Source organism: Geodermatophilus amargosae (assembly GCF_900116515.1).
Lineage (GTDB): Bacteria > Actinomycetota > Actinomycetes > Mycobacteriales > Geodermatophilaceae > Geodermatophilus > Geodermatophilus amargosae.
Genome location: NZ_FPBA01000001.1, coordinates 193,693 through 220,030, shown reverse-complemented (window position 1 = coordinate 220,030; position 26,338 = coordinate 193,693). Strand labels below are relative to the sequence as shown.

Here is a 26,338-nt window from a genome sequence, read left to right as displayed (position 1 = left end):
CCATCCTGGTCGGTCAATAGGCCCCGGAGCCACGGAGGACGGCGCCCACCGTCTTCCAGAGGATCATGAAGTCGAACGTCAGCGACCAGTTCTCAACGTATCGGACGTCGATGCGCACGGAGTCGTCCCAGGACAGGTCCGAACGTCCACTGACCTGCCACAGTCCGGTCAGACCCGGCTTGACGAGGAACCGCCGGTGCATGTCCGAGCCGTAGCGCTCGACCTCGCTCTGCAGCGGCGGGCGGGGACCGACGAGCGACATCTCGCCCTTGAGCACGTTGAACAGCTGCGGCACCTCGTCAAGCGAGTACCGGCGCAGCACCCGACCGATGCGGGTGACCCGCGGGTCGTCCTTCTTCTTGAAGAGGACGCCGTTGCCGTCGCTGACGGCCCCGAGCGCGTCGACCATGCGGTCCGCGTCGACCACCATGCTGCGGAACTTGAGCATCCGGAAGGTCCGGCCGTCGCGTCCTATCCGCTCCTGCCGGAAGAACACGGGGCCGGGGCTGGTGAGCTTGACAGCAGCGGCGATGACGAGGAGTACCGGCGCCAGCAGGAGGACGCCGACGATTGCGGCCGTGACGTCGAAGACGTCCTTGGCGAGACGTCGGACACCACGCAGCTCGGGTCGCTCCACGTGCAGCAGCGGCAGGCCGCTGACCGGTCGGATGCGGACTCGCGGCCCCACGACGTCCGTCACCGCGGGGGCGAGCAGCAGCTCCGCGTCGGTGTCCTCGAGCGCCCAGCCCAGCCGGCGCAGCTCCGGGCCGTCCATCTCCGGGCAGGGCAGCACGGCGACGGTGTCGACCCCGTAGGACTTCACCACCTTGGGCACCTGAGTCAGGTCACCGAGCACCGGCAGACCGTTGAAGGCGTCCGCGCGCCAGGTCCGGCCGTCGGCCGGCAGACAGCACCCGATGACCCGGTAGCCGTGGCAGGCCTCGCGCTCGATCTGCTCGTCGAGCGCGGCGACGCCGCTGCGGTGCCCGACTAGGAGCGTCGTCTGTTGGAACCGTCCGGCCGCGCGCTGTCGGTGCAGCCAGTGCCGGTGGAGGAAGCGCTGCGCCAACGTCAGGACCGCGCTCGACGGGAGGGCGACGACGACCAGGCCTCGCGCGACCTGGAGGTCCAGCGCCCAGGAGACCGTGCCCACGGCCGCCAGCAACATGACAGCGGCGAAGGAGACCCGGCGGAACTCCTCGGCTCCGATCCAGAAGAAGCGCTCCTCGTAGGCGCGAGCGACCAGCATCGCGCCCACCCAGACGAGCGGCAGGAGGGCGGCCAACCACACGGATGCGGCGGTCGGGTCCTGCGCTCCGGGCCCGAAACGGACCAGGTAGCCGACCAGCCCGGCGACAGCGGCGCAGACGGCGTCACCGGCCACGGTCCAGCGGAGGTACCCCGCCTGCCACGCGCGTCGGGCCTGCGTCCCCTCGCCGCGCAGCCGCCCGGCGAAGCGCGTCCAGCCACCTCCGGGTGGCACCAGATGACGGATCACTCCGTCACGTACGTCGAGCATCGCCATCAGCTGGACCCCCGTGCAGCCTTCGCGCATGACGTGCCGTCGGCATTCCGGCCGGACTGGGTGTCCGATGCGCGCGAGGCGGAAGTTACCGGTTGCACCCAACCAAGACCATGGTCTAGCAGGAACGATCACACACTGAAGTCGATTTCCTCACCCTCCGCAATCAGCGGATCACGCAGGTGGGGTGTCTCCTCCGTAGCCGTATGCGTACCGGGCCCGAGCGGTCCCCGCCTTGGGCGGGACGATGTTGAGAACGACCCCGAGGGTCCGTGCGCCGACGCGCTGCAGAGTCACCGCGGCCTGGCGGAACTGCTCCTTGCGGGTGCTGCCGTAACGGACCGACAGGACCACGCCGTCGACCAGGACCGACAAGCCGACGGCGTCGGCGACGGGCAGGAGCGGAGGCGCGTCGACGAGGACGTAGTCGTAGGCGGCGCGCAGTTTGTCGAGCAAGCTGGCCATCCCCGCGGAGGCCAGCAGCTCCCCCGGGTTGGGCGGCGTCGGCCCGGCACCGATGACCGAGAGCGACCCGTCGCCGTACGACTGCACCACCTCGTCGAGATCGGCGGTGCCGGCGAGCACGTTGGTCAGCCCGACGCCGCCGACCATGCCGAGGTACCGGGTCACCTTCGGGCGGCGGAGGTCGGCCTCGAGCACGATCACGCTCCGCCCTACCTCGGTGAGGGCGAGGGCGAGGTTGACCACCGCGGTCGTCTTGCCCTCCGAGGGCACGGCACTCGTCACCATGATGACCCGCGGCGGCTCGTCCACGGAGAGGAACTGCAGGTTCGTGCGCAGGAGCCGGAAGTCCTCCGCGGCGCGCCCCGGCCCCGTCCGCTCGGCGATGTGAGCCCGCTCGAGAGCGTGGTCGCGCAGCACGGTACCGATGACCGGGACGCCGGCCAGCGCGGCTGCCTCCCCGGGGTCCTTGACCGACCGGTCCAGCTGTCGGCGCGCGACAGCAGCCAGGGCTCCCAGGAGGGCGCCGACGAGCACTCCCAGCGCCAGGTTCTGGTCGCGGTTGGGCGAGCTGGGCGACTGCGGGATCTCCGGGACGTCGGTCACCGTGATCCGGACCAGCGGGTCGCCTCCGGTCGACGGGGTCTCGAGCTCCCGGACCAGCGCCGGGAACTCGGCGCCGACCGCCTCGGCGATCGCCTGCGCCCGCTCGGGGGACTCGTCGGTGACGCCGACGTCGATGAGCACCGTCCCCGGCAGGGCGGTGGCGGTGATCTCGGAGGCCACCGCGCCGGGCGAGAGGTCCAGGCCGAGCCGGCCGACCACGCGACCGGCGAGCTCCTCGCCGGCGGCGAGCCGCGCGTAGGACGCCGCGCGCTGCTGGGAGAACTGGCCTCCCTGGAAGGCGTCGGCTGACGACGTCGCAGCGGTCGTGGACACGAACAACTGCGTCGAGGAGGTGTACAGGGGCGTCTGCAGCTGCGTGATGGCGAAGGCCGATCCGGTGGCGAGGAGGACCCCCAGCAGGGGCATCCACCAGTGCGCACGGATCGCGCTCAGCACGTGTCGCAGGTTCATGCCGTCCCGTCCGTCCGGCGGCTCGCCGTCCAGCCGGCCGCTGATCTCGGGGGGACAATAGGTGATTCCTGCCCCGTTGACGCCCCGATCGGACGGCGCTCCCCCCGGCGGGGGGCGCGTCGCCGGACGCTCCTCCGGATGCGGCTACCCCGTGCGGAGCGCTCCCGCCGAGATATCTGTGCTTCGTGGTCACGCCGGGGTGAGGATGGCGCCATGGAGCAACGGCACGGGGGACGGGACGACGGACGGGACGGCGCCGGCCACACGAAGGTGACGGTCGCGCACGACTACTTCACCCAGCGCGGCGGTGCCGAGCGCGTCGCCGTCCTGCTGGCCGAGACCCTCGGCGGAGGCGCCGTCACCACCTCGGCCTTCCTGCCGTCGGAGACGTTCCCAGAGGTCGGCCGGCTGTCCGTTCGTCAGCTGTTGCCGTGGCTTCCCCGCCCGCTCGCGGCCAGGCGCGCGGCGCTGGGGCCCCTCGCGGGGCTCGCGTTCCTGCTCCACACCGTCCACGACGGCGTCGTGGTGGCCAGCACCAGCGGCTGGGCGCACTGGATGCGCGGCCGCGCTCCCCGGGTCCTGTACTGCCACACCCCGGCCCGCTGGCTGTACGAGCCCGACGACTACTTCCGCGACGCGCCCAGGTGGCTCCGCCGGATCCTGCGTCTCCTGCTCAGTCCACTGGGAATCGTCGATCGCCAGCGCATGCGGTCGGCCGCGGTCGTCGTGGCCAACGGTCCGGTGACGGCCCGTCGCATCAGGCGCGCCTACGGGATGGACGCACCCGTTGTCATCCCACCCCCGGGGCTGGGCCCCGACGGCCCCCAGGAGCCGGTGGAGGGTGTGGGTACGGACTTCTGTCTGACCGTCGCGCGCCCGCGCGGGTACAAGAACCTGGACCTCGTGACGTCGGTTTTCAGCAGCCGCCGCCAGGAGCAGCTGGTCGTCGTCGGTGGCACCGCACGTCCGGTCACGGATCAGCACGTCCTCGAGGTCGGTCGCGTGTCCGATGCGCAGCTCCGCTGGCTGTATCAGCACGCTCGGGCCGTGGTGTGTGTCGCGCAGGAAGACCTGGGGCTCGTCCCCATCGAGGCCTTCCAGTTCGGGACGCCGGCAGTGGCCCTCCGGGCCGGCGGGTACCTGGCCACCTGCACACCCGGCCGGAACGCCGTCTTCGTGGAGAGCGAGGACGCGGCGGCGCTCGACCGCGCGCTCGACCAGCTGCGGGACCAGCCCCTCGACCTCGAGGACGTGAGGGAGAGCGGGGAGACCTTCAGCGTCGAGCACTTCTCCCGGGCGATGGGCGGGCTGGTCGCCGCAGCGGCTGCATCCGCCGACGCGGGACGACGGGCCGACGCCGACGGGCTGGTGACCCGTGCCTGAGCTCCTTGTCAACGGCGCCTTCGTGGGCCAGCGGGTCACGGGCCAGCAGCGCTACGCGACGGAGGTGTCGGCGGAACTCGTCCGGCGGCACTCCGGCCGGCTGCTGCGCCCGCCGCCGGCCGTCCGCTCGCGGGCGGCGCTGTCCCATCTCTGGGCCCACACCGCCCTGCCCGCCCGGAGCCTCCGCGGCGACCTCGTGTCCATGACCTCCCGCAGCCCGGTGGTCGCCCGACGGCACACCGTCGTCGTGCACGACCTGTTCGTCCTGCAGCACCCCGAGTGGTACTCCGCCCGCTACGTCCGGACGCACGCACCCGTCCTGACCGCCCAGTTGCGCACCGCCGGCGGGTTGGTCGCCGTCAGCGAACCCGTGGCGCGGGAGCTCCGCCGGCTGTACCCCCGCGCGCGGGTGACCGTCGCGCCCAACGCCCCCAGCGAGGTGTTCCGGCGCGCGTCGGGCGCTGCCCTGCCCGACGCGGTGCGGGCCGTGCTCGACGCCCCCGGTGTGGAGGGCTTCCTCTTCGCGGTGGGGAGCCTCGACCCGCGCAAGAACTTCGGCCGCCTCGTCGAGGCGTACCAGGCCCTGCCGGCTGCCGTGCGGGCGACGTTCCCGCTGGTAATCGCCGGCGGCGGGTCGGCCGTCTTCGCCGAGGCTGCGGTCGGGCCCACGCCGCAAGTCCACTGGATCGGCTACGTGGACGACCCCGGGCTGGCATCGCTGTACGCCACGGCGACCGCGGTCGTGGTCCCCAGTCTCGACGAGGGCTTCGGCCTCCCGGTCGTCGAGGCACTGACCGCAGGTGGGCGCCTGGCCGTCTCGGACATCCCCGCATTCCGCTGGGTGGCCGGTGACTCCGTGCGCTACTTCCGGCCCGATGAGGTCCAGGACATCACCCGGGCGCTGCAGGCGGCTCTATACGAGCCGGTGCGTCCGGCCGGATGCCCCGTCCCGCCCACGCGTTTCAGCTGGGAGGCGAGCGCGGACGTCATCGCGGCGTTCGCCCGGGAGGCGTGATGGCAAGACACCGCGCCGAGCCGCCCGCGAGGACGACCGCGGCGTCGGTCCCGCGCTCCGGCGCGACGACACGACAGCGCGCCGAGCCGCCCGCGACGATCACCACGGTGCCCGTCTCGCCCTCCGCGGAGGCCGGCGCCGTGGTCCCCGACGGGGCGGCGGCCCCGTCCGCCACGGCGAGGGCCGGCCTCTTCGGCGCGGTCTCCCTGCTCGGGGCGTCCGTGGCCCTCATCGTCCTGCTCCCCCTGCTCATCACGCTCCCACCGCTGCAGGCGACGCTGTGTGCCCTGCAGGCCGCCATCTCGGCGGCGGGCATCGCCCGCAGCGCGCACCCGGGCCTGCGGCCCATCGCCCTGGTGACCTTCGTCTTCACCTTCTCCTGGCTGGGGGTCGCCCCCACCTACCAGCTCGCCACCGGGCGGGCCGCCTGGCGGGACGACGCCGTCCTGGTCGGCCCATACACGACGACCGCCCTGCTGCTGCTCGTCCTCGCCACGGCCACCCTGTACGTGGGCTTCTTCCGTCCCGGTGCAGCCATCCGGGCCGCCACCGGACCTGCCCCCGCGGCGCCGCTCGATCCGCCTCGATGGATTTGTGTCGGCTACTTGCTCACCTGCCTGGCCCTCGCGCCGGGCGCGATCTCCGCGGGCGGCGGCCTGGCGGGGATGTTCAGCACCCGGGCCGAGCGGACGGCGACCCTCCTCGCGCAGGGCCTCTCACTCCAAGAGGTAGGAGGCCTCAAAATCGCCCTGGTCAGCACTCTGCCCGGGGCGCTGGCCACGGCGGGCTGCTACCTGGTTCTCATCCGGGTGCTCAACCAACGCCGGGGATCCGGGTGGGGCGAGGTCCACGCGGTCGACATCACCCTCCTGGTCCTCGGGTTGACGCTGGTCGTCGTCCTCGCCAACCCCTTCGTCAACACCCGCGCGCTGAGCGCCGCTGCACTCGGCTGTCTCATCCTGCTCGTCCTGCGCCCGCGCTCGGGCTGGGCGGGGGTTCGGATGGCCGCAGTCCTGCTCGTGGCGACCCTCGTGGTCTACCCGGCCGCGAACGCCTTCCGCGGTACGACCCAGACCGAGACCCAGGGACTAGAGTTCCTGGCCGGGGCGGACTTCGACGGGTTCCAGCAGGCCATCAACACCGTCGAGTTCGTCGACGCCCGGGGGCACTCCGGAGGCACCTACACGATCTCCGGTGCCCTCTACTTCGTCCCACGGTCCGTCTGGGCCGAGAAGGAGCGACCGGCGTCGATCGACGTGGCCACCTACCGCGGCTACGCCTTTACGAACCTGTCCCTCCCCTTCCACGCCGAGATGTACCTCGACTTCGGCCCGGTGGGGATGACGTTGGTGCTGTTCGTCCTGGCCAGCGCCGGACGGCGCAGCGATCTCGACTGGGCGGCGGGGCTGAGCTCCCGGGCTGCCCTGATGGCCCCCTACGCCTGTCTGGCGTGCCTGAGCATCATCCGCGGGCCGATCGGTTCGAACGGCCCCGTCTACCTCACCAACCTGGCCCTGATCGGGCTCGGGCTCTTCCTGGCCCCCGCAGCGCGGCCTCAGCCCCGAGAAGCGGCCGACGTCCCTTCCTGAACACGGGGCGAGCAACAGCCACCAACCGGTTCTCGACCGGTGCGAGCATGACGGCCGGCACGACAACGTACCGACGGAGGTGGACCCCGCATGCTGTTACAAGCACCTGGGCGACGTCGCGGCCGGCCGCGCCCCGTGTGGGTCGCGCGAGCCCGACACCAGGTCCTTCGTGGGACCCGTCCCGTGTTCTGGGTGCTCCTCCGGGTTCTGCCCGCCCACCGTCACGCGGTCGTGCACAGCTGGCCGACGCTCGAGGGCAACGTCGTCGAACTGTTGCCCGACCTGACGCGGCGCTATCCGCACAGGGTGTTCTGGATCGCCGGCGGGGACCCCGCGGTCGCCCAGCAGCACGTCACCCGGCACGCGCTGGCGGGGGTCGAGGTCGTACCCAAGAAGAGCTTGCGGGCGATCTGGCTGGCGGTCACGGCGGAGGTGACCTTCTTCACCCACGGGTTCTTCACCGCAGTCACCCCTCCGAGGAGCAGGCTGGTCGTCAACCTGTGGCACGGCGACGGCCCGAAGGGGACGACCCACGCGGGCGACATCCGCTCTACGGTCGTCGTGACCGGGGCGCGCATGTGGCACCGGTACAAGGCCGCGACGTTCGGTGTGCGCGAGCGAGATGTCGCCTGGACAGGCAACCCTCGCACCAACGCGCTGCTCCGGGGGATGAGTGACGAGCAGTGGCGGCGACTGGGGCTCGACCCGGCCGGCACGCTCGTGCTCTGGCTGCCCACCTACCGTGTCGGGCGCAACGCCGAGGGGCTGGTGTGGGAAGACGGCGCACCGCTCAGCGACCGCGCTGACCTGCGTGAGCTGTACGAAGTCGCGTCCCGGCCCGGGGTGTCCCTGGTCGTCAAGCCCCACCCCATGGATCGGGACGACTACTCGCGCCTCGGCATCCGCGTCCTCACCGGCGCCGACCTCCGGGACGCCGGCGTGGCGCTCTACGAACTGCTCGGCAGCAGCACGGCCATGATCAGCGACACCTCGAGCGCCTGGGTGGACTACCTGGTCCTCGACCGGCCGGTGGCCTTCTATCTCCCGGACGCCGACCTGCTGGCCGCGACCCGCGGCTTCAACGTGCCCGACCTGCTGGCGATCCTCCCTGGCCCCGTGCTCCGTGACGTCCGGGACATCCGGCGCTTCATCGAAGCAGTGACCCGCGACCCGGTGGACCCGGCGCTGAGGTACCCGGCCGAGCGGGAGCGGATCGGCGCGGCTCCCGTGGGGGACGCACCCAACCGGTTGCTCGACTGGCTCGACACGTACCAGCGGGACCGGGGAGGCCGCCCGCTCTTCTCCGCGGGCGAGAGGAGGTCCGCGTCGGTGGCCGAGGCATCGCTCGTCTGAGCGCCCGCACACCCGCCGGTTCGGCACAATCACCGACGATGAGCGCGGAGTCGAAGGCTCGCTCTCCCGGCGAGGACACCCCGGTCCAGGCCGGGTGGCGCCGGCGGGACCTGCTGACCCTCGGCGGCGGGGTAGGGGTCGCCGGTGTCCTGACCGCGGCCGTCACCGCCACGGGCCGGTCCACGGACTCCGGCGCGGCGGCCTGCGGGCAGGTGCTCCATGGTCCCGTCCACGTGGGGGACCACGGCGCCCGCGGGGACGGCGTCACCGACGACACCGCCGCGCTCCAGTCGGTCGTCGACGAGCACGCCGGCCGGGTCATCGTGTTCGGCAGCGGCACCTACCTCGTCTCGCAGCTGCTTCTCCCGACCGGCACCTACCTCGATCTAGGTTCCGCCGTCCTCCGGAGGACCGGCAACACCGAGGGGGCGGCGGGCGGGACGACTCTGCGCAACGCCGACCTCGATGGCGGCAACGCCGACATCACGGTCCTGGGCGGCACCATCGAGGGCGGCGCCGACGCCACCGGACGTCTGCTCGGCTTCGTGAACACCCAGCGGGTGGACGTCCGGGGAACGACACTGCGCAAGGGTGGATCCGCCTTCGTCGACTGGATGTTCGTCCTCCAGGCCTGCGAGGACGTGCACGTCAGCGACGTACGGATCACCGGGGGGACGGAGGTCGGCGAGGACGGCCTCCACATCAAGGCGTGCAGCCGGGTAACCGTGGCCAACTGCACCATCGAGAGCGGCGACGACGCACTCGCCATAGTCCAGCAGTACCGGCAGCAGAAGCCGGTCCGGGACATCGCCGTCACGAACTGTGTCCTCAGCTCACGGAGCGCCCACATGATCCGGATCTCCGTCTTCCCCGAGGAGGCCGAGCCGATCGAGGGGGTGGTGCTGTCGAACATCCTGGGCCGTACTCCGCCGGGCGGCTCGGTGGGAACCCCCGTGCTCGTCAACGACGACACCGGTCAGGGCCTGATCCGTCGGCTGAGCATCGACAACGTGGTCATCGACGCGCGGGACAGCGCCGGCGACGCCTGGCGTCTGGCGAACGTGCGCGGGATCGGGCTCCGGGGTGTCCGAGTGGTGGGGGCGGACACCAGGAGCTTCCGCTTCGAGGCCTGCACGGACGTCAGCCTGAGCGATTGCCATGCAGAGGCGCCCCGGCCAGGGAGCGGCAACGCCGCCTGGACCTTCGCCGCGTGCCGGGACGTTTCCCTCGTCAACTGCTCGGCGACACAGGCGCCGGTCCACGGCTTCGAGGTGAACGGTGCGTCGTCCGCCTTCCGGTTCATCAGCTGCCACAGCACCGACTCCGGCGCATACGGATTCCACCTGGAGGAGGTGGTAGGAGTCCTGCTCTCCGCCTGCGTCGCCACCGGGGGCGTCCAGGGGGTCAACTGCGACGTCGCCTCTCCGCCCAGCGGTGTCCGCGTGCTCGGTTGCCGGTTCACCGGTCAGACTGACCGGGCCGTCAAGACCCCGCCGGCATCGACCACCGTCCTCGCCATCACCGAGGAGTCCGTACCCCCGAGCGGGGACCGGCTGGCCGGGCCCATCGGGTTCTTCGGAGCGCAACCCGTACCGCGGCCGTCCGTCGTGGGCTCACGAGGCGGCAACGAGGCGCTCGCCGCCCTCATCAGAGCGCTCGCTGACCTCGGACTCGTCGAGGACGACACGGTCGGCTGAGATCACCCCTCAGGGGCGTTTCGACCGGCCGTGGAGCAGCTGCCGGGAAGCGGTCCTATAGGGTCGCCGCGGGTGGTCAGACCTGTCCGTCCGCAACGTCCAGGAGGTGTTGAGCGGGGTGAAGGCCGCCATCTCGTGCGCGTTCAACGAGAACGCCATCTGGGCGCTGTCGCGGTACGCGTCGTCCCACGGGATGCTCACCCAGCGCCTGGTGCCCCATTGGCATCTCGTCCCGGACGCAGCCACGCATCTCGTGCGGATCCTGCCTGGCTCCGCACGACTGGCGCGCTTCGCCGCACGCAAGCAGGGGAGGGTCGCGTCGTCCCGGCTCCCCGAGGACGAGACCATGAGCGTGCTGACCGAGGCCATCCGCATCGCGGGCGCCCGCACGAAGACGCCCGTCACGCCGATCCTCGGCCACCTGACGTGGAAGGTGGAGTTTGATCGACGTGCGAGCCGAGCGCTCGACACGCGTTCTGTCGACGTCCTCATCGGGATGCCCGGCTCCTCGAAGCGGACGTTCGGCAGACATCGCACACCCCTCAAGGTCTTCCACGCGACCGACACTCATCCCCGAGCGCGCAACGATGCTCTCTTCGAGGTGTACGGCTCTCGCGCGCGCAGCGAGGCGTACCCCGTGGCCTTGACAGAGCGGATCGAGGAGGAGCTGGACCTCGCCGACGTCGTCCTCGTCCCGTCACAGGTGGTCGCGGACGGCATGATCGGCCACGGGGTCGACCCTGCCAAGATCGAGCTCATCCCCTATGGCGTGGACCTGGACCGTTTCACGGTCGGCCTGCCGACGGCGCCCCGACGCACCGACGGGCGGCCGCGCCTCCTCTTCGTCGGGCAGATCTGCCTCCGGAAGGGCGTGCCGATCCTCATGGAGGCAGTAGACGACCTGGAGGTCGAGGTCACCTTGGCGGGGCAGGTGTTCGATCGGTCCGTCGTCAGGGGCCTGCCTGCCAACGTCACGCTCGCCGGTGTGCTGTCGCCCGTCGAACTCGCGGACGCGTACAACGCCCACGACGCCTTGGTGCTGCCGACGATCGACGACGCTTTCGCCCTCGTGCTGAGCGAGGCCGCCGCGTGCGGCCTGCAGGTCGTCACGACGACCGCTGCCGGAGCGGCGGAGATACTCCCGCGCAAGTCCCGCGTCGTGCCCTCCGGGGACGTGAGGGCCCTCCGGCAGGCGCTGTCCGATGTCACGGTACTCGACGATGCGGAGCGCACCGCCCGAGCTACTCGGTACCGGGCGGCATCGACGGCCCGCGCGGGATCCTGGGACACGTACGCCCAGACGGTCTTCACCGCCCTGGAACGGCGCCTCGGGGTGCGGACCGCCCGAGCTGAGACGGCCTAGGGTCCCGTCGGGACGGACCGCCCGGGTGATCCGGGGGTGCATCCGTCACAGGCCCGGAAGGGGCAGGAAGCGACCGCCGGGGCGGGCACGTCCCCTCCGTGACGCCACGGTGTACACCGGATGGTCAGACCTGGAGCGCGGTGTCGTTGACACGGCCCTGGGGCCGGCGGTGCAGCCCCATGACCAGTTGCGCCGCCACCACCGCCCACGGCACGGCTGCGGCCACCGCGAGCGCACCGACACTTCCGCCGACCACGGCCGCGACGGCCACGGAGGGAAGCCCGATGCATGAGGCGACGAGCAGCAGTCGGTAGGTCACGACGGCCAGACCTTGAGGTATCAGGAGGACGACCGACAGACAGCGGGAGAGGAAGGCGCCCCCGACGATTACCCCAGCGAGGACGGCGATCAGTGCATTGACCTCGACAGTCCCCGCGAAGAGGTACCCGAGCAGGAACGGAGTGGCGAGGGACAGGACCAGAAGGGCTCCGAAAGCGAAGGCGGATGCCAGCACGACGGCCCCCACGAGCCGTCCGCGCTTCACGACGCCTCCTTCACCGATCCACGCCATCAGACCCTGCGTGATCGTCCCCATGAGGTTCACCATGGACTGCCCCAGCCGGTCCACCGCGGCGTACAGTGGATACGCGGCAGGGACCAGCAGGGCGATGAGCGGTCCGCTCAAGTAGGAGTACCCCGCGTCCGCCCCTCGCGCGGTCACGGTGAGGAGGCGCCTCCGCCCGCCGGCCGGCCCGCGAGGCGACCCAGCCAAGTCCACGGCTCCCGCGCTGTTCCGCGCGTCCCGCCGGACGAAGGTGGACGCGATGAGAAGCGTGCACAGCATCCCGACGATCAGCGCGACCGGATATGTCCACAGGGGCAGGAGAGCAACGAGGCCGATCGCGACCAGGTTGACGACGAGACGCGGCACTCCCTCCGCGACCAGCGACCGGCTGGGCCGGCTCACGCCGATGAAGTACCAGGTGGGCGCCAGGGCGTTGAGCGCGAACGCCAAAGCGCTCAGGATGCAGACCAGCGGCATGGTGGGGCCGGCGAACAGACACATGACGACCAGGACCGGCACAGCGGCCGCCACCGCCACGGTGCGTTCCCGAAGGCTCGTGGCGTACATCTGGACCCGGTCGGCCGCGCCGGCGCGTGACGCCAGGTCAGGTCCCTCCATCGGCCACGCCAGGGCGCAGACCACTGACGCGGCTGCGCCGATCGATTGCCCCAGCAGCACGCTCGACCAACCGTCTTGACCGAACCGAGCGCTCAGGATCGGCAGGACGAGGAGGCTGGACACCAGCGACACGGCCGGGAGGACGCTGAAGGCCGCGATCCTCCCCAGAGGCCGGCGCAAGCGCCTCAAGGGGTCGGCCACCAGGGAGCGCACTACTCTGCCGCCGTCACGGGGGTGGTCCATGACCGCCAGGCGCGAGTCCGGTAACCGCACGCCTGTTCGCCGTCTCCGGGGGCTCCTCGCCACTGAACCTTCCCTTGTCACAGGGCCGTGGTCGGGGCGGTGTCCTCGCGGCGGGCGTCCACCACGAAGCCCGTCCACGTCGAGGTGGCGACGTGGACCGCGATCTCGGCGACGGTGCGCGACGCGAGCAGCGAGCTCTCCGGCTCTGCGCCGAAGGCGGTCAGCCGCATGGGGGTGGCCGTCCGCTCGGGGTTCACGCAGTTGACGCGGACCCCGTCGGCCGCCCACTCATCCGCCAGCGCCTGTGTCAGGTTGACCACGGCGGCCTTGGCCGACGAGTAGAGGCTGTAGCCGCTGCGCCCCCGGGTGTGGGAACTGGAGGTGAAGAACAGCAGGGAGCCGTGCGTCTTGGCCAGGTGCGGGTGAAAGGTCTGGGCGATGTACACGGGGGCGAGGTAGTTGATCTCCGTCGCCGACTGCACGACGTCATCGGTGGCCTCCACGAGGTGCCCTCGGGGCAGCACGCCCGCCGCGTTGACGACGTAGTCCACGCGGCCGGTCTCGGCCAGCGCGCGGTCGCAGGCTGCGGTCACGTCCTCTCGCCGCTCGACGTACGTACGGGTGCTCGACCGGCTGAAGGCCAGGACCGTCGCGCCGTGCTCGCGCGCGATCTCGACGACGTCCCGCCCGATGCCGTAGGAGCCGCCGAAGACGACGACCGTGCGCCCAGTGAGCGCTGCGTCGAGGTCTGCGAGCGGCCGGCGCGCCGGCACCTCCTGCCCCTGAAGCTGAAACAGCCGGTCAACGAGGTACACGTCGATGGGCTCGGTCACCTTCATGTTCCGGTCCTCACCGCGCACGACGACGATCGGCACGTGAGGCAGATAGCGGAGGACCACGGTGCAGTCATCCGTGGCCACGAAACCCGGGTCCTCGGCGGCGAGCTCGTAGGCGCGGCGGATGACCGACAGGCGGAAGCCCTGCGGGGTCTGGCCCCGCCGGAGCAGCGGCCGCGGCAGCACGTCCTCGATCCGGCTGCCCGTTTCCTCGTCCACCCGGATCACCGTGTCCGCCGACGGGATGGCGGTGTCGACGGCCTCCGCGTCGACGAGGGCGGCGACGCAGTCCTCGATGACGCGGTGGCTCACGAGCGGGCGGACGGCGTCGTGCATGAGGACGTTGCACTCCTCGTCCCCGATCACCTTGATCGCCCGGCGGGTCGTCGCGTTCCGGGTGTCCCCGCCCTCGAGCAACTGGGTGACCTTGGCGTACTCGCCGCCCCGGAGCAGGTCGCGCACGGGGTCGAGGTGACCGGGCGCCATCATCACGATGATCTCGTCGACCGCGGCGGAGCTGTTCAGCGCAGCGATGGTGTGCTCGATGATCGGCTTGCCGGCAACCTTGAGCAGTTGCTTGGGCGTCGAGAGCCCTACCCGGGCCCCGGTGCCCCCCGCCAGCACCACGGCCACCGTCCTCAGTCGCGCCACCGCGCCACCCTAGGCACCACGGAGCTCGACGTGGACCCCACGAGTGCCCGGACGCCCCGAGGAAGGGGGATGACCGGCACGATGCGAGGGCCTACGACGCCGGTCAGTACTGCTTTCCCCTCAGCGGGCCCTTGAGCAGGCTCTCCAGCTGATTGGTCGCCAGCCGCTTCGCTCGATTCGGCAGACTGTCGTAGACCCTATCGGCGTGCGTGCCGGACCGGCCGTACCAGGCAGGCTGGGCACCGAACCTGAGGAGCTCCGCGCCCTGCCCCATGGCGGTCAACACGCGCCGCATGAGCACCTTCTCGAGGAAGAACTCCGCACGGTCGTCGACGTGCACACCCGCACCGGTGAGATGCCCTCGCCAGAACCCCGCGGTCGCGCCGAAGAAACGGGTGTCCATCTGCCTCAGGTCCATCGCGGCCCGGGCGACGATGGAGTCCGGCGGGAGCCCGTCGGGCACGCACCGGGCGAAGTTCCTCACGAACAGCCGGCCGGTGACCTTATACCAGACCGCGTCGTCGTCGTCCGCGGAGCTGCCGCTGAAGAGGTCCAGCATCGCGGCCTCCGCTGCGCCCTTACCTCGCTCGACGTCGTCCGAGCTCGGGGCGGGCGCAGGGAGGAACCGGACGTGGCGCGGGACCTCCCCCACGGCGTCGTGAGCCAGCCGCTCCAGGTCCTCACCGCTGTTCTCGACGAGGACCAGAGTGGCCCCGTAGGCCGCGGCCGTCGGCACCCACCGGCGGAGGGACTCGACGTACTGGCGGCGGCGGACCTCCGGGTCCTGGATGTGCAGGTCCCACGTGACCTGCGGTGTCACCGTCGCGGTGAGCAGGATCCTCACCCCCCGAGCCCCATGCGGCGAACACTAGCTCGCCAGCGGCCCTGGCCGGGACCGCTCTCCGCCTGCACGACCTCAGCCGTAGACGTCCTCGAGGACGCGCCGGTAGGCGGTCGAGGAGTACCGGTCGTGCGCCCAGGCGTGCGCCCGGGCGGCGACGTCGGCGGCGGCATGCGGGTTCTGCAGGACCGCGACGACGGCGTCGGCGAGTGCGGTCGCCTCGTCCGTGACGGACAGGAACACATCTGGCCCGTCGATCCCCTCCGAGCCGACCGTGGTCGCGACGACCGGCACCCCCCACAACATGGCGACAACGGTCTTCAGCTTCACCCCGGCGCCCAGGCGGACAGGGACGACAGCCACCGTGGAGCGGCGGTAGAACGGCGCCAGGGACGCCACCCGACCGGTCAGCTCCACACCGGGCTGTGCCTCGGCTGCCTGCCGGATGCGCTGCGTCGGGTCGGCCCCAGCCACCGTCAAGCGCGCCGCCGGGACCCGCATGCGCACCGCCGGCCAGATCTCGTCCAACAGCCAGAGCGCTGCATCCTCGTTCTCCGCCCGCCACAGGGCTCCCACGAAGAGCACCTCCGGTCCCGACGGCGCCCTGTGCTCGAGGCTCCTCGGCACCTCGGCGTCGTCGAGCGGCGGTGCGGCAACGACCAGGCGCGGGCTGCGGCCGCGGGCCGCGAGCAGCGCCCGGTCCTTGTCGCTGAGCACCACGGCGGTGTCGAGGACACGGAGGACGCGCCGCTCGAGCGGCGCGCAGCACAGCAACCGCACGAGGGCGAGCGCTCGGTGCCGCAGGGGCGCGCCGCAGGCCATGAGCCGACGGCGATGGCCCTGCGTCACGACGTCGTGGAAAACCCCGGTCATCGGCGTCCCCGGCAGCAGCCGGCGGAGCCAGGGCGCGAGGACGATGGCGTCGAACCACTGCAGCTCGATCGCGTCGGCGCGGCGCAGGGTGGCGACCAGGTCCTCATCGGCCACCAGGGCACGGCGGAACGGGCCAGTGGCGAGGAAGGGCAGCGCGCGGGCGAACAGCGCGCGCCGGCGTCCGGCGCGCCCGCTCGGCGGGGCGCCCGCGACCACCCGCCGGGCGGTACCCGCGGCTGGCTGGTCCAGCGCCGCGGCGTTGGCCGGGGTCCACGGGCCCACGACGGTCAGCCGGTGCCGTGTCGAGAGCAGCTCCACGTGCCGCCCGTAGTATTGTCCGCCGGCGTGCGGGATGCCCACGTAGGGCACGTGCGTCGCGATGCTGACGATCTCCACGTCGTCCCTCCTCCCTGTGGTCAGGAGGCCGTCGCGGACAGCTGCGGCCAGTTCCTGCCGACCCCTTGCCACCAGGCGTCCAGGACCAGTTCCCCGAGGCTCGTCCATGGCGTCACGGGGAGTCCGGCCGCGGTCAACAACTCGTCGCGGACCATGCGCATCGACGCCTGGTGCCCCCAGGCGAGCAGCGCCAGCGGACCGACCTCGTCCCGTGGGATCGCGAGGCGACGGGCGTAACGCGCCACCTGCTCCAAAAGCCATGCGCTGTCCGGTGCGCGCCCCGTCGCGAGGTCGACGACGTGGGCCGCTTCCCGGTGGAGGTCCCCGCCGACCCGGTTACGCGCCAGCGAGGAGCAGAGCAGAGGCAGCAGGTCCAGGAGCGGCAGACCGTGCTCGCGCGCCGTCTCCCAGTCCAGCACCGCGGGCCGCCCCCCGCCGTCCACGAGCACGTTGTGCCCGCTGGCGAGGTCGCCGTGGGTGAGGACCGACGGGACGCCGGTCAGCCCGCGCAGCAGCGGACGCAAGCCCGTGGCAGGGCCACGGAGGGCCACCACCTCGTCGCCGTGGCCGATTCCTGCCCAGTCCACGGTTGCAGCGGTGCGGACGGCTACCTCGCCAAGCCAGTCCGCGAGTTGCCCGAGCACCTCGCGGGCCGGCACCCCCGACCCGGACAGCACCTGTCCCAGGGGCCTGCCACGGACGACCGTCTCGGCCGACCACCGGACCGGTCCCGCCTGCCCGGCACCGAGGGGTCGGGGGGTGACCGGACCTGGCGGCAGGAGTCCCAGGACACGCTGTTCACGAACAGCCCGGTCCTCGATGCACGGCGCACGGTCGACCTTCACGACGGCCACCGGCTCGCCGCTCTCCCCGTCCGGCACGAGGAGGACGGCTCGCCGCCGGTCGTCACGGACGTCGACGGCGAGACAGCTCGTGTCCGTCGGCAGACCCGAGGAGGCGAGCGCACCCGGGACCGAGGCCCCCTGCTGCACCGCGAGACTGACACCCCGGGGCCGTAGGGACCGGGCGAGGAACTCCCGGACTCCGGGGGCTCCCGGACTCCCGACGGCCCATGTCCTCCTGGCCAGGGCGAGACCCTGCCGGTCCGGCGCGCCGACCACGACCTGCCAGGTCAACCATCGGACCCGGTATGTCGTCACCGTGTATCCCGCCCTACGCAGCCGATGCAATCGGTCAGTTCCGGGTACCAGGACCACGGGCGGTCGACGTCCGAGTGCGAGCACCTCCGACGGCCGGCCGACGACGAAATCGGCGTCCTCACTCGGCACGAGCAGCAGGCGCCAGTGCCGGACAGCCCGGACCCACCTCGGTCGATCACCCAGCACCGCCACGGACCATGACGCCGGGGCGAGGAGAAATGCATCCGCTGGGGGCAGCCCGGCAGCGCGGCGTGCCGTTACGGCGTAGACCCGACGCCCGGCCCGAGCCAGCCGGGGCAGCGGGTGGCGACCGTGCGGCCGCTGGGGCCGACCGCTGACCACGGCCGTAGTCTCGCACTCCCGCAGCGCACCTCCAAGGAGGCATGCCGGCCAACTCGGTGGTTGAGCTCTCTCCTCGGTCTCTGCGAACCTGCTCGAGTGACCTCGTCCCATCCCCAGTCGAACGGGACCATCAGCGTCGTCATCTGCACACTGGATCGGCCCGGGTCCCTGGGACGGTGCTTGGACGCGGTCCTGGCGGGTAGCCGTCTCCCAGAGCAGATCGTTGTCATCGACCAGGGGGATGCCGAGACGACGGCCGCGGTGCTCCGGAGCCGCTCCTCGGCAGGGGTCCCCCTGGTCCACGTCCGACAGGGCCGCCGGGGCTTGTCGGCCGGCCAGAACGCCGGCGTGCGCCAGGCCCACGGCGACGTCGTCTGCGTGACCGACGACGATTGCGTGCCCGACCTACGCTGGGTCGAGGTGGCCGAGCGTGAGCACGCCCGAGGTCCTCGACCACTCCTGCTGGGAGGGCGGGTGCTTCCCCTCCCAGCCGAGGGCGAGCGCACCGTGCCCCTGTCGACACGCACGTCCACCGAACCGGCCACCCTGTCCCGCAGGGATCCCCCCTGGCGGGTCGGCTCCGGGCCCAACTTCAGCGTCAGCAGGGAGGCTTACCTAGCCGTCGGGGGCAACGACGAGCGACTCGGTACCGGTGCACCCGGACTCGCCGGCAATGACATCGACCTGTTCCACCGGATCAAGCGCTCCGGGGTGGAGACGCGCTACGAGCCCGACATGGTGGTCCTGCACGAACGAGCCACACCGGCGCAGTACCGGAGCCGGCGCTGGACCTACGGTTTCGGCATGGGCGCCAGCGTGGTCGCCTGGATACGGGACGGCGACGGGACAGCGGTGCGCATCCTCGCGTCCTGGGGACTCATGCGGCTACGCCGACTGGCCCGCGCGCGGCAGCGCGACACCGTGGTCAACGAGCTGCACCTGCTTCTGGGCACCCTGCGAGGGATGTGGCACGGACTGCGTATGGGACCCCGCCGCCCGGCCGGAGAAGGGCCCGAGGACGCCCGGACGGGGCGGACCACGACGAACGGCTGATCACCTGCGCGGCTTGGTCGCGACGTAGAGGCCCCGGCCGACCAGCCCCTGCTCGTCGAAGGTCGCCTCTTCGAGTCCCGCGTCACCCAGCGCCTTCAGGTGCTGCTCCTTGGTGAACAGTCCCAGACGGTGCTGCTCGACCAGGTGCTCGACCCGGTCCGGCGTGCCCACCAGGTACTGGATGTCGAGGACGGAGACGTCGCCGTCCCGCTTGCTCGTGTACATCCAGCAGATCTTCTGCTGGGCGGAGTCGTAGTGGTTGGCCGTGATGGTGTCCGTCCAGTACCGGCCGGGCTCGAACCACGGCTCCACCACGAGCAGTCCACCGGGCTCGAGATGCCGAGCCATGGTGGTGACAGTGCGGCTCATGTCCTCGACGGTCTGCACGTAGGCGATGGCGCTGAACAGGCACGTGACGACGTCGAAGCGCCGCGGCAGGTCGAAGTCCACCATGCTGGCCTCGTGGAAGGGCACACCGGGGCATCGCTGCCGGGCGATGTTCAGCAGTCCGCCGTCGAGGTCGAGCCCCTCGACCTCGTACCACTGACGAAGGCGCTGCAGGTGCTGTCCCGTCCCGCAGCCGACGTCCAGCAGCGAGGACGCCCCAGGCGCCCGTTCACGGATCTCACCGTGAAGTTTCCGGGCAGCGCCCTCGTAGTCGACGAAGTGGTAGAGGGCGTCGTAGAACGAGGCCGATCTGGTGAACACGCGGACTCCGATCTCAACTCGACGGTCGACGGGTGCCACCGGAGAAGCGCGGCACAGCGAGGTCCGGCGCACGGTAAGCTGGAAAGAAGCCCGTGCGGTCGTCCGGCTCGACGCCGGCAGCCCGGCAGAGCTCGACGTAGGTCCGAGGACGGTAGACCTGCCTGAGCGCTCCCAGCGGGAGACGGGACCCTCCGAAACGTGCCTTGAAGTCCGCGACACCGTCCCCTCGGCGCACCCCGCCCCCGAGGTTCAGATAGGGGATGTCCCGCTCGGCGAGCTGTAGGGCCCCGGCCCAGAGGAGCGCCGCCGACCAGCGTCGCCCTTCTGGCAACGAGATGCCGAAGAGGTACTCGCCGCAGTACGGGGTCCACGCGAGGACCGTCGCAGCCACGATCTGCCCGTCCCGGTCCTCCACGCCGTGAAACGTCACGTCCTCGGAGTCGAGCAGCGCCTCATAGGTGGCGCGGGTGAAGGCGTAGGTCGACGTGGCGCCTCGCTCCCGGAGGAACGCGTCCACGTTGTCGAGGAAGAACGTCCGGAGACGTTGTCCCCCGTCGCCGATCCGGCGAACTCCGCCCTTGTCGAAGGCGCGTACCTGTCGCCGCCGGTTGGTGGACAGCGCCGCGAACAGGTCGCGACTCCCCTGCCGGAGGTCGAGGACGTAGACGTCGTTGTGCTCGGCGTAGTCCCCGGACTCCCGCAGCACCGGCGACCCGAGGAGCGGATTCAGTCCCAGGTAACCGCACACCCACCCGCGTTCACGGGCCCACCGGGTCCAGTCCTCGAGCACCTGCGCATCCACCTGAGTGCCCACGAGGCCGCCGAAGCCGTACGGCGTCACGACGTCCTCCTCCCCTGGCATACCGCGTTCGGCGACGGCACACACAGCGTAGGAAGAGCCGTTCTCCCAGGTGTACAGGTAAGTGGGCCATCCGGTGGACAACTGCATGGCCTTGCAGCTCGCCCAGGTGTGCGCGAAAGCGTGAGGGGTGCGGGTGAGCGCCTCGGCCCACTCGTCCGGTTCGGAGAGCGGGACGAGACGCTGACGGGCGCTCACCCCACGGCTCCCTCGACGGCCCGGGCTCGCGGCATCACAGGGCTACCGGACCTCTGTCGGCGGACGACCCGGCCGTGACCACCGGGACCGGATCCTCGTTCGTGCCCACAAGACCAGTCGCTGGCGTTCTCCCTGCCCTCGGCGCAGGCGTGTCGGGTCGACCGGCCAGGTGGAGAAGCTCTCGGCCAAGCGCTCCCGTGCCGGCTGGCCCTGTCCGAGCCGCAGGTGCGCGCTCGCGAGTCGAGCCTGGGCGACGGCCAGACGGCGGCGGCGCTCGGCCTCGTGGGTCTCGGGGACGACGCCGGCGAGGCGCTCGAAGAAGGCCACTTCGTCGGTCCTGCGTGCGAGACTGGGGATGCCTGTGAACAGGCCGCGGCCGTGGATGCGGTACACCCCCATGACGAAGGGCAGGTAGTGGATCTCGCCTTCCTCAGCGGCGAGGAAGTACAGCGGCCAGTCGCCCCAGGGGAGGTCGAAGTACCAGTCGGGTAGCGGGTCGAGCACCTTCCGGCGGAACACTGGGGTGCAGGCTGCCACGGGATTGACCCCGAGGAGTTCCGCCCATCCGACCGACGTCGGCCGGTCCGGGGTGTTGCAGAGGGTGTCGGGACGTCGTCCGTCCTCGTAGTGGCGGACTGCGTTGTGGAAGACCATGGAGCACTCGGGGTGCTGGTTGAGGTGATCCGTCTGCAGGCGCAGCTTGTCCGGGGAGGTCCAGTAGTCATCGCCGTCAAAGGCAGCGATGTACTCGCCCCGGGACCGGGAGACCAGGTCGGCGAACAGCGCCTTGCCGCCCCGGCCAAGGTTGTGGTCCGGGTGATGCGTGCGGATCACCTCGGGGTGGCGACGCGCGTACTCGTCGACGACCTCGCGCGTGCGGTCGCTCGAGCAGTCGTCCCCGACCAGGATCTCGAACGGCACACCGGACTGGCCGAGCGCGCCCTCGATCGCCTGCCCGACGTAGGCCTCGTGCTCGTACGCGGTGATGACGACGCTGACTCGGACGGCTGGCCGCGAGGTGTCCAGCTGCTGCGTCATTCCGGGCTCGCCTGCCCATCCGACGGCATGGGCGCCACGGGCGTGGGGGCGGGCTGCCGTCTGGGCAACGCGCTAGCGAGTAAGGGCCCGAGCTCGACCGCGCGTTCGATGATCCCGGCGATCACGTCGATGTCCGTAGCGTCGACACCAGTGCCAGTGGGCAGGGTCAGCAGACGATGCGCCAAGCGGTCGGTGGCCGGCATGAGAAGCCGCTGCTCGTCCTGCTCGGTCACGTAGGGCTCCACACGGTGGCAACCAGGGTAGAAGTAGCGCCGCGCCAGCACATTCTCCGCCCACAGGACCTCCTGCAGGTCGTCTCGGGACAGGCCCGCCGTCTCGTCCACCTCCACCACCACGTACTGCCGCGTGGTGAGCTCCTCGTCGTCGTAGGGGACCACCTCGATGCCCTGCACACCCGCCAGGCCGGTCCGATAGGCAGCGTGATTCTGGTGGTTGACGGCGGTGAACCGGTCCCTCGACTCGAGCGATGTCAGACCCATCGCCGCGGCAACCTCGGCCATCTTGCCGTTCGTCCCCAACGCCCGGACCTGGTCGTAATCGGCGAAGCCGAAGTTGCGGATGAGCCGCGCACGCTCGGCGAGTGCGTCGTCGTCAGTGACGATCGCGCCTCCCTCGAAGGAGTTGACGAACTTCGTGGCGTGGAAGCTGAACGTCTCCGCAGCTCCGAAGCCGCCGATCATCCGGCCCCCACTGGAGCACGCCAGCGCGTGTGAGGCATCGAACAAGAGGCGCAGACCGTGACGGTCCGCGATGTCGGTGAGCTCGTCAACGGCACAGGGACGCCCCCAGAGATGGACGCCGAGGATGCCCGTTGTCCGGGGTGTGACAAGCCGCTCGACCTGGGCCGGGTCGATGTTGTGGGTGACGGGGTCGACGTCGCAGAACACCGGCGTGATCCCCAGCCGACGCAGGGCGTGCGCGGTCGCCACGAACGTGAAGGGCGTGGTGATGACCTCTCCGGCCAACCCCGCCGCGCTGATCGCGATCTCGAGCGCCAGGGTGCCGTTGCACGTGGCGATGGCGTGCCGGACTCCGGAGACCGCAGCGACCTCTCCCTCGAACTCCTCGACGAGGGGCCCTCCGTTGGTTAGCCAGTTCCGATCGAGGACCCCCTCGATTCGGGCCATGAGCTTGTCCCGGTCACCGATGTTCGGCCGGCCGACGTGGCGTGGCCGGTCGAACGCCGGGTCGTCGCCGAGGACGGCCAGTCCGCCCCTCGATCTCGACGAACGCCGTCTGCCCGGTGTACCACTCTCGTACTGCACCGTTGCCCTCATGTCTGTGCCACCCTCTCGTCAGGGGCCCGAGGCGTCGGGATCGGCCGCACGGTAGGCGGGGAACCAGCTCCCCGGTGCTCTGATGGACGCGGTCAGCGCCGCATAGGGCGCAGGGGCGAGGACTCGGCCGCAGAGGTAGGTCGGCCGTTGGCCATTGGCCCAGCCGGCCTTGAAGCGGGAGAGCCCGTCGTTCCTGATCTCCCCTCCGGCGACGCCACCGAAGTCGACCAACCGGACCCCGCACTCACCGAGGTGGTCGAGCGCCCTGTCGAACACCGCGTACGAAGCGCCCACCGACCGTCCGGCGTCCGACGAGGCGCCGAGGTGGTAGTACGCCCGCTCACCGTCCACCAGCCACAGCGCCATGGCGACGCTGTCGCCCCCGATGTCGGCGCGCACGGCCAGCATGCCGGGTAGTGACAGCTGCCGGCTGAAGGAATCCGGCGAGAAGGCCCGGATGCCTCTCAGGCCGTGCTTGGCGACGAGTGCTGCGTAGAGACCCGTCCAGTCCTTGAGATACCGCACGGGCTGGCGGACCACCTCGACCTCGACCGATCGGGCGGCCCGCCGCAGGTGTCGACGGTGGTGAGACGGCAACGGTGCCGGTTGCATGACATCGCGGACGAGGTGGTGCTTGAACAGCACGACCCGGTCCGGGAAGGCGGTCCTGAGCACGTCGGGGTCGACGGACGCGAGCGGGTCCGCGACCAGCACCACGCTGACCGCTAGGCCCGCCAGGTCGTCGAGGTCACGTCCCAGCTGTGTCCAATCACTGCAGGCGAACAGCGGGTAGGGGCCCATGAAGTCGCGGTGCCCTGTGTCACGGATGGGCCGCTCGAGCAGCCACCCGCCGCTCCGCGGGAGCCGGGTCGGCATCCCGAACTCGGCGAGCGAGGCGACGTAGCCCGGCTGCGTGTAGCCGCAACCGACGTCGGTCGCCTCAGTCAACGTGGAGCCCCACGGTGACGTTCTCGTCGACCAGCTGTTCGGTCTCCCAGGACAGCTGCGGCCGCACCGCTCCCTCCCAGGAGCCGAACCACCCATCTCGGCTGTGCGGGTCGTCGCGGACCTCGAACACCAGGATCTCGTCCTGCTTGTAGATCGCCCGAGATCCCTCGACCACCATGAGCTCCACCCGGTAGGTACCGTCGTTGAGCAGGTCGCCAGGGATGTGACAGGTGTCGCGGTACAGGCCGCGGGGAAACGGGCGTCCCTGCCAGACCTTCTCCAAGTACGGCAGTGCGTTGAACACCAGGACGCCCTGGGCGTTGTAGATGTGCACGCTCAGGTTGAGAAGCGCGTTGGGTCGGAGGTTCCAGTACTCGAACTCCAGGGCCACGGGCGTCCGCACGTCGATGGGATCGGACGGGGAGCCGTACTCGGGACGGACCGCCGCCCGCCGCACCCGCACCGCGTCGTTTCCCGGCGCCGACTCGAGCTCCGGCCACGAGCGCTCACTGAGCGCGGAGAACGAGGTCGACAGGTAACGGCCGACGACGTCCGGAGTGGGCCCGTCGGCGACCACGCGACCGCCGTCGAGCCACACGGCTCGTTTGCACAGCGACTCGACTGCCGTCATGTTGTGGCTGACGAAGAGCACCGTGCGGCCGCCATCCGCGGCGTCGCCCATCTTGCCCATGCACTTCTTCTGAAACTCAGCGTCACCCACGGCGAGCACCTCGTCCACGACTAGGATGTCCGTCTCGAGGAAGGCTGCGACGGCGAAGGCCAGCCGCGCCCGCATGCCGCTGGAGTACCGCTTGACCGGCGTGTCCACGAACCGCTCGACCCCGGCGAAGTCGACGATCTCGTCGAACTTCGCTTGGATCTCCTGCCGGCGCATCCCGAGGATCGCGCCGTTCAGGGTCACGTTCTCCCGCCCGGTGAGCTCGGGGTGGAACCCCGTGCCCACCTCCAGCAGCGCACCCACACGGCCAGCGACGACGGCCTCTCCCTCGGTCGGTTCTGTGATCCGCGTGAGGATCTTGAGGAGCGTGCTCTTCCCTGCACCGTTGCGCCCCACGATGGCGAGGGCTTCACCGTGCGGGACCTCGAAGCTCACGTCGCGGAGAGCCCAGAAGACGGAGTCGCCGACGGCCCGTCGGCGCCGGGACCGCACCAGCGGTCGCTTCACTGCCCTGCTGATCACGTCCCGGAGAGCGACGTAGGACTCCCGTTCACCGAGTTCGTAGCGCTTCCCCAAGCCGTTCACCCGCAGCGCGACGGAGCCTCCGCTAGACGGCATCGGCGAACGACCTCTCCATGCGGCGGAAATAGGCGAGACCCCCGACGAGCAGTGCCACGACAGCGGCGACGGATACGAGGAAAGCCGAGCCCGGCGACTCGGTGCCCCCCAGCAACGCCCAGCGGAAGCCGTCGACGACACCCACCATCGGGTTGACGCCGTAGAGGGGGCGCCAGGCTTCCGGGACCAGGGACGATGGATAGGCCACTGGAGAAGCGAACAGCCACAACTGGACGATGAACGGCAGCGTGTAGCGGACGTCGCGGTAGCGGACGTTGAGCGCGGACAGCCACAGGCCCACCGCCAGGGCGGTGATCGCCGCGAACACCACCAGGAGGGGCAGCGCCAGGATCGCCACGGTCGGCACCGTCCCATAGGCGAGCATGAGGCCGACCAGGACCACGAACGCGATGCTGACGTCCACGAGACCCGCCAGGACCGCCGCCAAGGGGACGATGAGCCGCGGGAAGTAGACCTTGGTGAGCATCGCCTCCTGCGCGACCAGGCTGTTGCTCGCTTGGGTCACCGCGTTGGCGAAGAACGTCCAGGGCACCAGGGCCGTGTAGGCGAACACCGGGTACGGCACCCCCTCGGAGGGGACCCCGGCCAGTCGACCGAAGAAGATGCTGAAGACGACCATCGTGAGGACCGGCTGTAGGACCGCCCACGCAGCCCCGAGCGCGGTCTGCTTGTACCGGACCTTAATGTCCCGCCACGTCAGGAAGTAGACGAGGTCCCGGTACGCCCACAACTCGGCCCAGCCGACCAGTGTGCGAGCCCCTCGGGGACGGATGACGGTGAGAGGCCGAACCAGCGGGGGGCTGCTCATTGAGGTCCAGCCGCGTGGCCGACCTCGAGGTGGAACGGGGTCGGGACATGGACGTGGAGGTGCACGCGCCCCCCGCTCCTGAACAGGAACGCGCACCAGCAGCGCGTTCACCAGGCTCGATTGT

21 protein-coding genes are annotated in these 26,338 nt (G+C 71.0%); 7 read left to right on the top strand and 14 right to left on the bottom strand.

Annotated elements, in window-relative coordinates; genetic code table 11:
• Positions 1 to 13 precede the first annotated feature (13 nt).
• A complete protein-coding gene (locus tag BM414_RS01015; protein WP_245784369.1) occupies positions 14 to 1,483 on the bottom strand; it encodes a sugar transferase in 1,470 nt (489 codons plus the stop codon).
• 213 nt (positions 1,484 to 1,696) lie between these two features.
• Positions 1,697 to 3,061: a tyrosine-protein kinase domain-containing protein gene (locus BM414_RS01010; protein WP_093577595.1), complete on the bottom strand. Its 1,365-nt coding sequence runs from the start codon at positions 3,059 to 3,061 to the stop codon at positions 1,697 to 1,699.
• A 213-nt stretch (positions 3,062 to 3,274) separates the two neighbouring features.
• Between BM414_RS01010 and BM414_RS01005 the strand changes: the two genes are divergently transcribed.
• The 6 genes from BM414_RS01005 to BM414_RS00975 all read left to right on the top strand — a co-directional run bounded on the left by BM414_RS01005 (position 3,275) and on the right by BM414_RS00975 (position 11,461).
• Positions 3,275 to 4,444, top strand: a complete 1,170-nt coding sequence (locus BM414_RS01005) for a glycosyltransferase (RefSeq protein ID WP_175551364.1) — start codon at positions 3,275 to 3,277, stop codon at positions 4,442 to 4,444.
• Positions 4,437 to 5,459 carry a glycosyltransferase family 4 protein gene (locus BM414_RS01000; RefSeq protein WP_093577593.1) on the top strand — a complete coding sequence of 341 codons (1,023 nt, stop codon included), beginning with the start codon at positions 4,437 to 4,439 and terminating at the stop codon, positions 5,457 to 5,459. The genes BM414_RS01005 and BM414_RS01000 overlap by 8 nt, the downstream gene beginning before the upstream one ends.
• Positions 5,459 to 7,048: a hypothetical protein gene (locus tag BM414_RS00990; RefSeq protein ID WP_139245676.1), complete on the top strand. Its 1,590-nt coding sequence runs from the start codon at positions 5,459 to 5,461 to the stop codon at positions 7,046 to 7,048. Before BM414_RS01000 ends, BM414_RS00990 begins: the two co-directional genes overlap by 1 nt.
• 231 nt (positions 7,049 to 7,279) lie before the next feature.
• Complete coding sequence (locus tag BM414_RS00985; RefSeq protein WP_175551363.1) at positions 7,280 to 8,401, top strand: CDP-glycerol glycerophosphotransferase family protein; 1,122 nt, start codon at positions 7,280 to 7,282, stop codon at positions 8,399 to 8,401.
• A gap of 38 nt (positions 8,402 to 8,439) precedes the next feature.
• Entirely contained in the window at positions 8,440 to 10,098 is a 1,659-nt protein-coding gene (locus tag BM414_RS00980; RefSeq protein ID WP_093577589.1) for a glycosyl hydrolase family 28-related protein, read from the top strand.
• 118 nt (positions 10,099 to 10,216) lie between these two features.
• Positions 10,217 to 11,461, top strand: a complete 1,245-nt coding sequence (locus BM414_RS00975) for a glycosyltransferase (protein WP_139245675.1) — start codon at positions 10,217 to 10,219, stop codon at positions 11,459 to 11,461.
• A 124-nt stretch (positions 11,462 to 11,585) separates the two neighbouring features.
• Here the strand turns inward: BM414_RS00975 and BM414_RS00970 are convergent, their stop codons facing one another.
• From BM414_RS00970 to BM414_RS28180, 5 genes are all read right to left on the bottom strand, one after another.
• Complete coding sequence (locus BM414_RS00970; RefSeq protein WP_139245674.1) at positions 11,586 to 12,776, bottom strand: hypothetical protein; 1,191 nt, start codon at positions 12,774 to 12,776, stop codon at positions 11,586 to 11,588.
• Between the two features lie 188 nt (positions 12,777 to 12,964).
• Positions 12,965 to 14,374, bottom strand: coding sequence for a bifunctional cytidylyltransferase/SDR family oxidoreductase (locus tag BM414_RS00965; RefSeq protein WP_093577586.1), 1,410 nt, complete (start codon positions 14,372 to 14,374; stop codon positions 12,965 to 12,967).
• Between the two features lie 103 nt (positions 14,375 to 14,477).
• Entirely contained in the window at positions 14,478 to 15,218 is a 741-nt protein-coding gene (locus tag BM414_RS00960) for a hypothetical protein (protein WP_093577585.1), read from the bottom strand.
• A 72-nt stretch (positions 15,219 to 15,290) separates the two neighbouring features.
• Positions 15,291 to 16,484 carry a glycosyltransferase gene (locus tag BM414_RS00955; RefSeq protein ID WP_093577584.1) on the bottom strand — a complete coding sequence of 398 codons (1,194 nt, stop codon included), beginning with the start codon at positions 16,482 to 16,484 and terminating at the stop codon, positions 15,291 to 15,293.
• A 20-nt stretch (positions 16,485 to 16,504) separates the two neighbouring features.
• The gene (locus tag BM414_RS28180) at positions 16,505 to 17,143 is read right to left on the bottom strand and encodes a phosphotransferase (protein ID WP_139245673.1); all 639 of its coding nucleotides are present in this window, start codon (positions 17,141 to 17,143) and stop codon (positions 16,505 to 16,507) included.
• Positions 17,144 to 17,947: 804 nt separating this feature from the next.
• Between BM414_RS28180 and BM414_RS00945 the strand changes: the two genes are divergently transcribed.
• Positions 17,948 to 19,039: a glycosyltransferase gene (locus tag BM414_RS00945; RefSeq protein ID WP_175551362.1), complete on the top strand. Its 1,092-nt coding sequence runs from the start codon at positions 17,948 to 17,950 to the stop codon at positions 19,037 to 19,039.
• Here the strand turns inward: BM414_RS00945 and BM414_RS00940 are convergent, their stop codons facing one another.
• Genes BM414_RS00940 through BM414_RS00910 form a run of 7 tightly spaced genes read right to left on the bottom strand, consistent with a single transcriptional unit; the run spans position 19,040 to position 26,136 of the window.
• Complete coding sequence (locus BM414_RS00940; RefSeq protein ID WP_175551361.1) at positions 19,040 to 19,747, bottom strand: class I SAM-dependent DNA methyltransferase; 708 nt, start codon at positions 19,745 to 19,747, stop codon at positions 19,040 to 19,042. It abuts the gene before it with no gap.
• Positions 19,748 to 19,760: 13 nt separating this feature from the next.
• Positions 19,761 to 20,804: a GNAT family N-acetyltransferase gene (locus BM414_RS00935; RefSeq protein WP_093577580.1), complete on the bottom strand. Its 1,044-nt coding sequence runs from the start codon at positions 20,802 to 20,804 to the stop codon at positions 19,761 to 19,763.
• A 42-nt stretch (positions 20,805 to 20,846) separates the two neighbouring features.
• Positions 20,847 to 21,842 carry a glycosyltransferase gene (locus BM414_RS00930; RefSeq protein ID WP_093577579.1) on the bottom strand — a complete coding sequence of 332 codons (996 nt, stop codon included), beginning with the start codon at positions 21,840 to 21,842 and terminating at the stop codon, positions 20,847 to 20,849.
• Complete coding sequence (locus tag BM414_RS00925) at positions 21,839 to 23,128, bottom strand: DegT/DnrJ/EryC1/StrS family aminotransferase (protein WP_217644452.1); 1,290 nt, start codon at positions 23,126 to 23,128, stop codon at positions 21,839 to 21,841. Before BM414_RS00925 ends, BM414_RS00930 begins: the two co-directional genes overlap by 4 nt.
• Before the next feature lie 30 nt (positions 23,129 to 23,158).
• Positions 23,159 to 24,088, bottom strand: coding sequence for a GNAT family N-acetyltransferase (locus BM414_RS00920; protein WP_175551360.1), 930 nt, complete (start codon positions 24,086 to 24,088; stop codon positions 23,159 to 23,161).
• On the bottom strand, positions 24,081 to 25,385 hold the full coding sequence (locus BM414_RS00915; protein ID WP_093577576.1) for an ABC transporter ATP-binding protein: 1,305 nt from the start codon (positions 25,383 to 25,385) through the stop codon (positions 24,081 to 24,083). The genes BM414_RS00920 and BM414_RS00915 overlap by 8 nt, the downstream gene beginning before the upstream one ends.
• Entirely contained in the window at positions 25,375 to 26,136 is a 762-nt protein-coding gene (locus BM414_RS00910; protein WP_217644451.1) for an ABC transporter permease, read from the bottom strand. The genes BM414_RS00915 and BM414_RS00910 overlap by 11 nt, the downstream gene beginning before the upstream one ends.
• Positions 26,137 to 26,338: the final 202 nt, after the last annotated feature.

What these genes read in the sequence shown, in the direction of transcription:
- BM414_RS00980 (WP_093577589.1), top strand. Translation starts at nt 8,440, where the DNA reads ATGAGCGCGGAGTCGAAGGCTCGCTCTCCCGGCGAGGACACCCCGGTC.
- BM414_RS00930 (WP_093577579.1), bottom strand. Translation starts at nt 21,842, where the DNA reads ATGACGCAGCAGCTGGACACCTCGCGGCCAGCCGTCCGAGTCAGCGTC.
- BM414_RS00990 (WP_139245676.1), top strand. Translation starts at nt 5,459, where the DNA reads ATGGCAAGACACCGCGCCGAGCCGCCCGCGAGGACGACCGCGGCGTCG.
- BM414_RS00915 (WP_093577576.1), bottom strand. Translation starts at nt 25,385, where the DNA reads ATGCCGTCTAGCGGAGGCTCCGTCGCGCTGCGGGTGAACGGCTTGGGG.
- BM414_RS01005 (WP_175551364.1), top strand. Translation starts at nt 3,275, where the DNA reads ATGGAGCAACGGCACGGGGGACGGGACGACGGACGGGACGGCGCCGGC.
- BM414_RS01010 (WP_093577595.1), bottom strand. Translation starts at nt 3,061, where the DNA reads ATGAACCTGCGACACGTGCTGAGCGCGATCCGTGCGCACTGGTGGATG.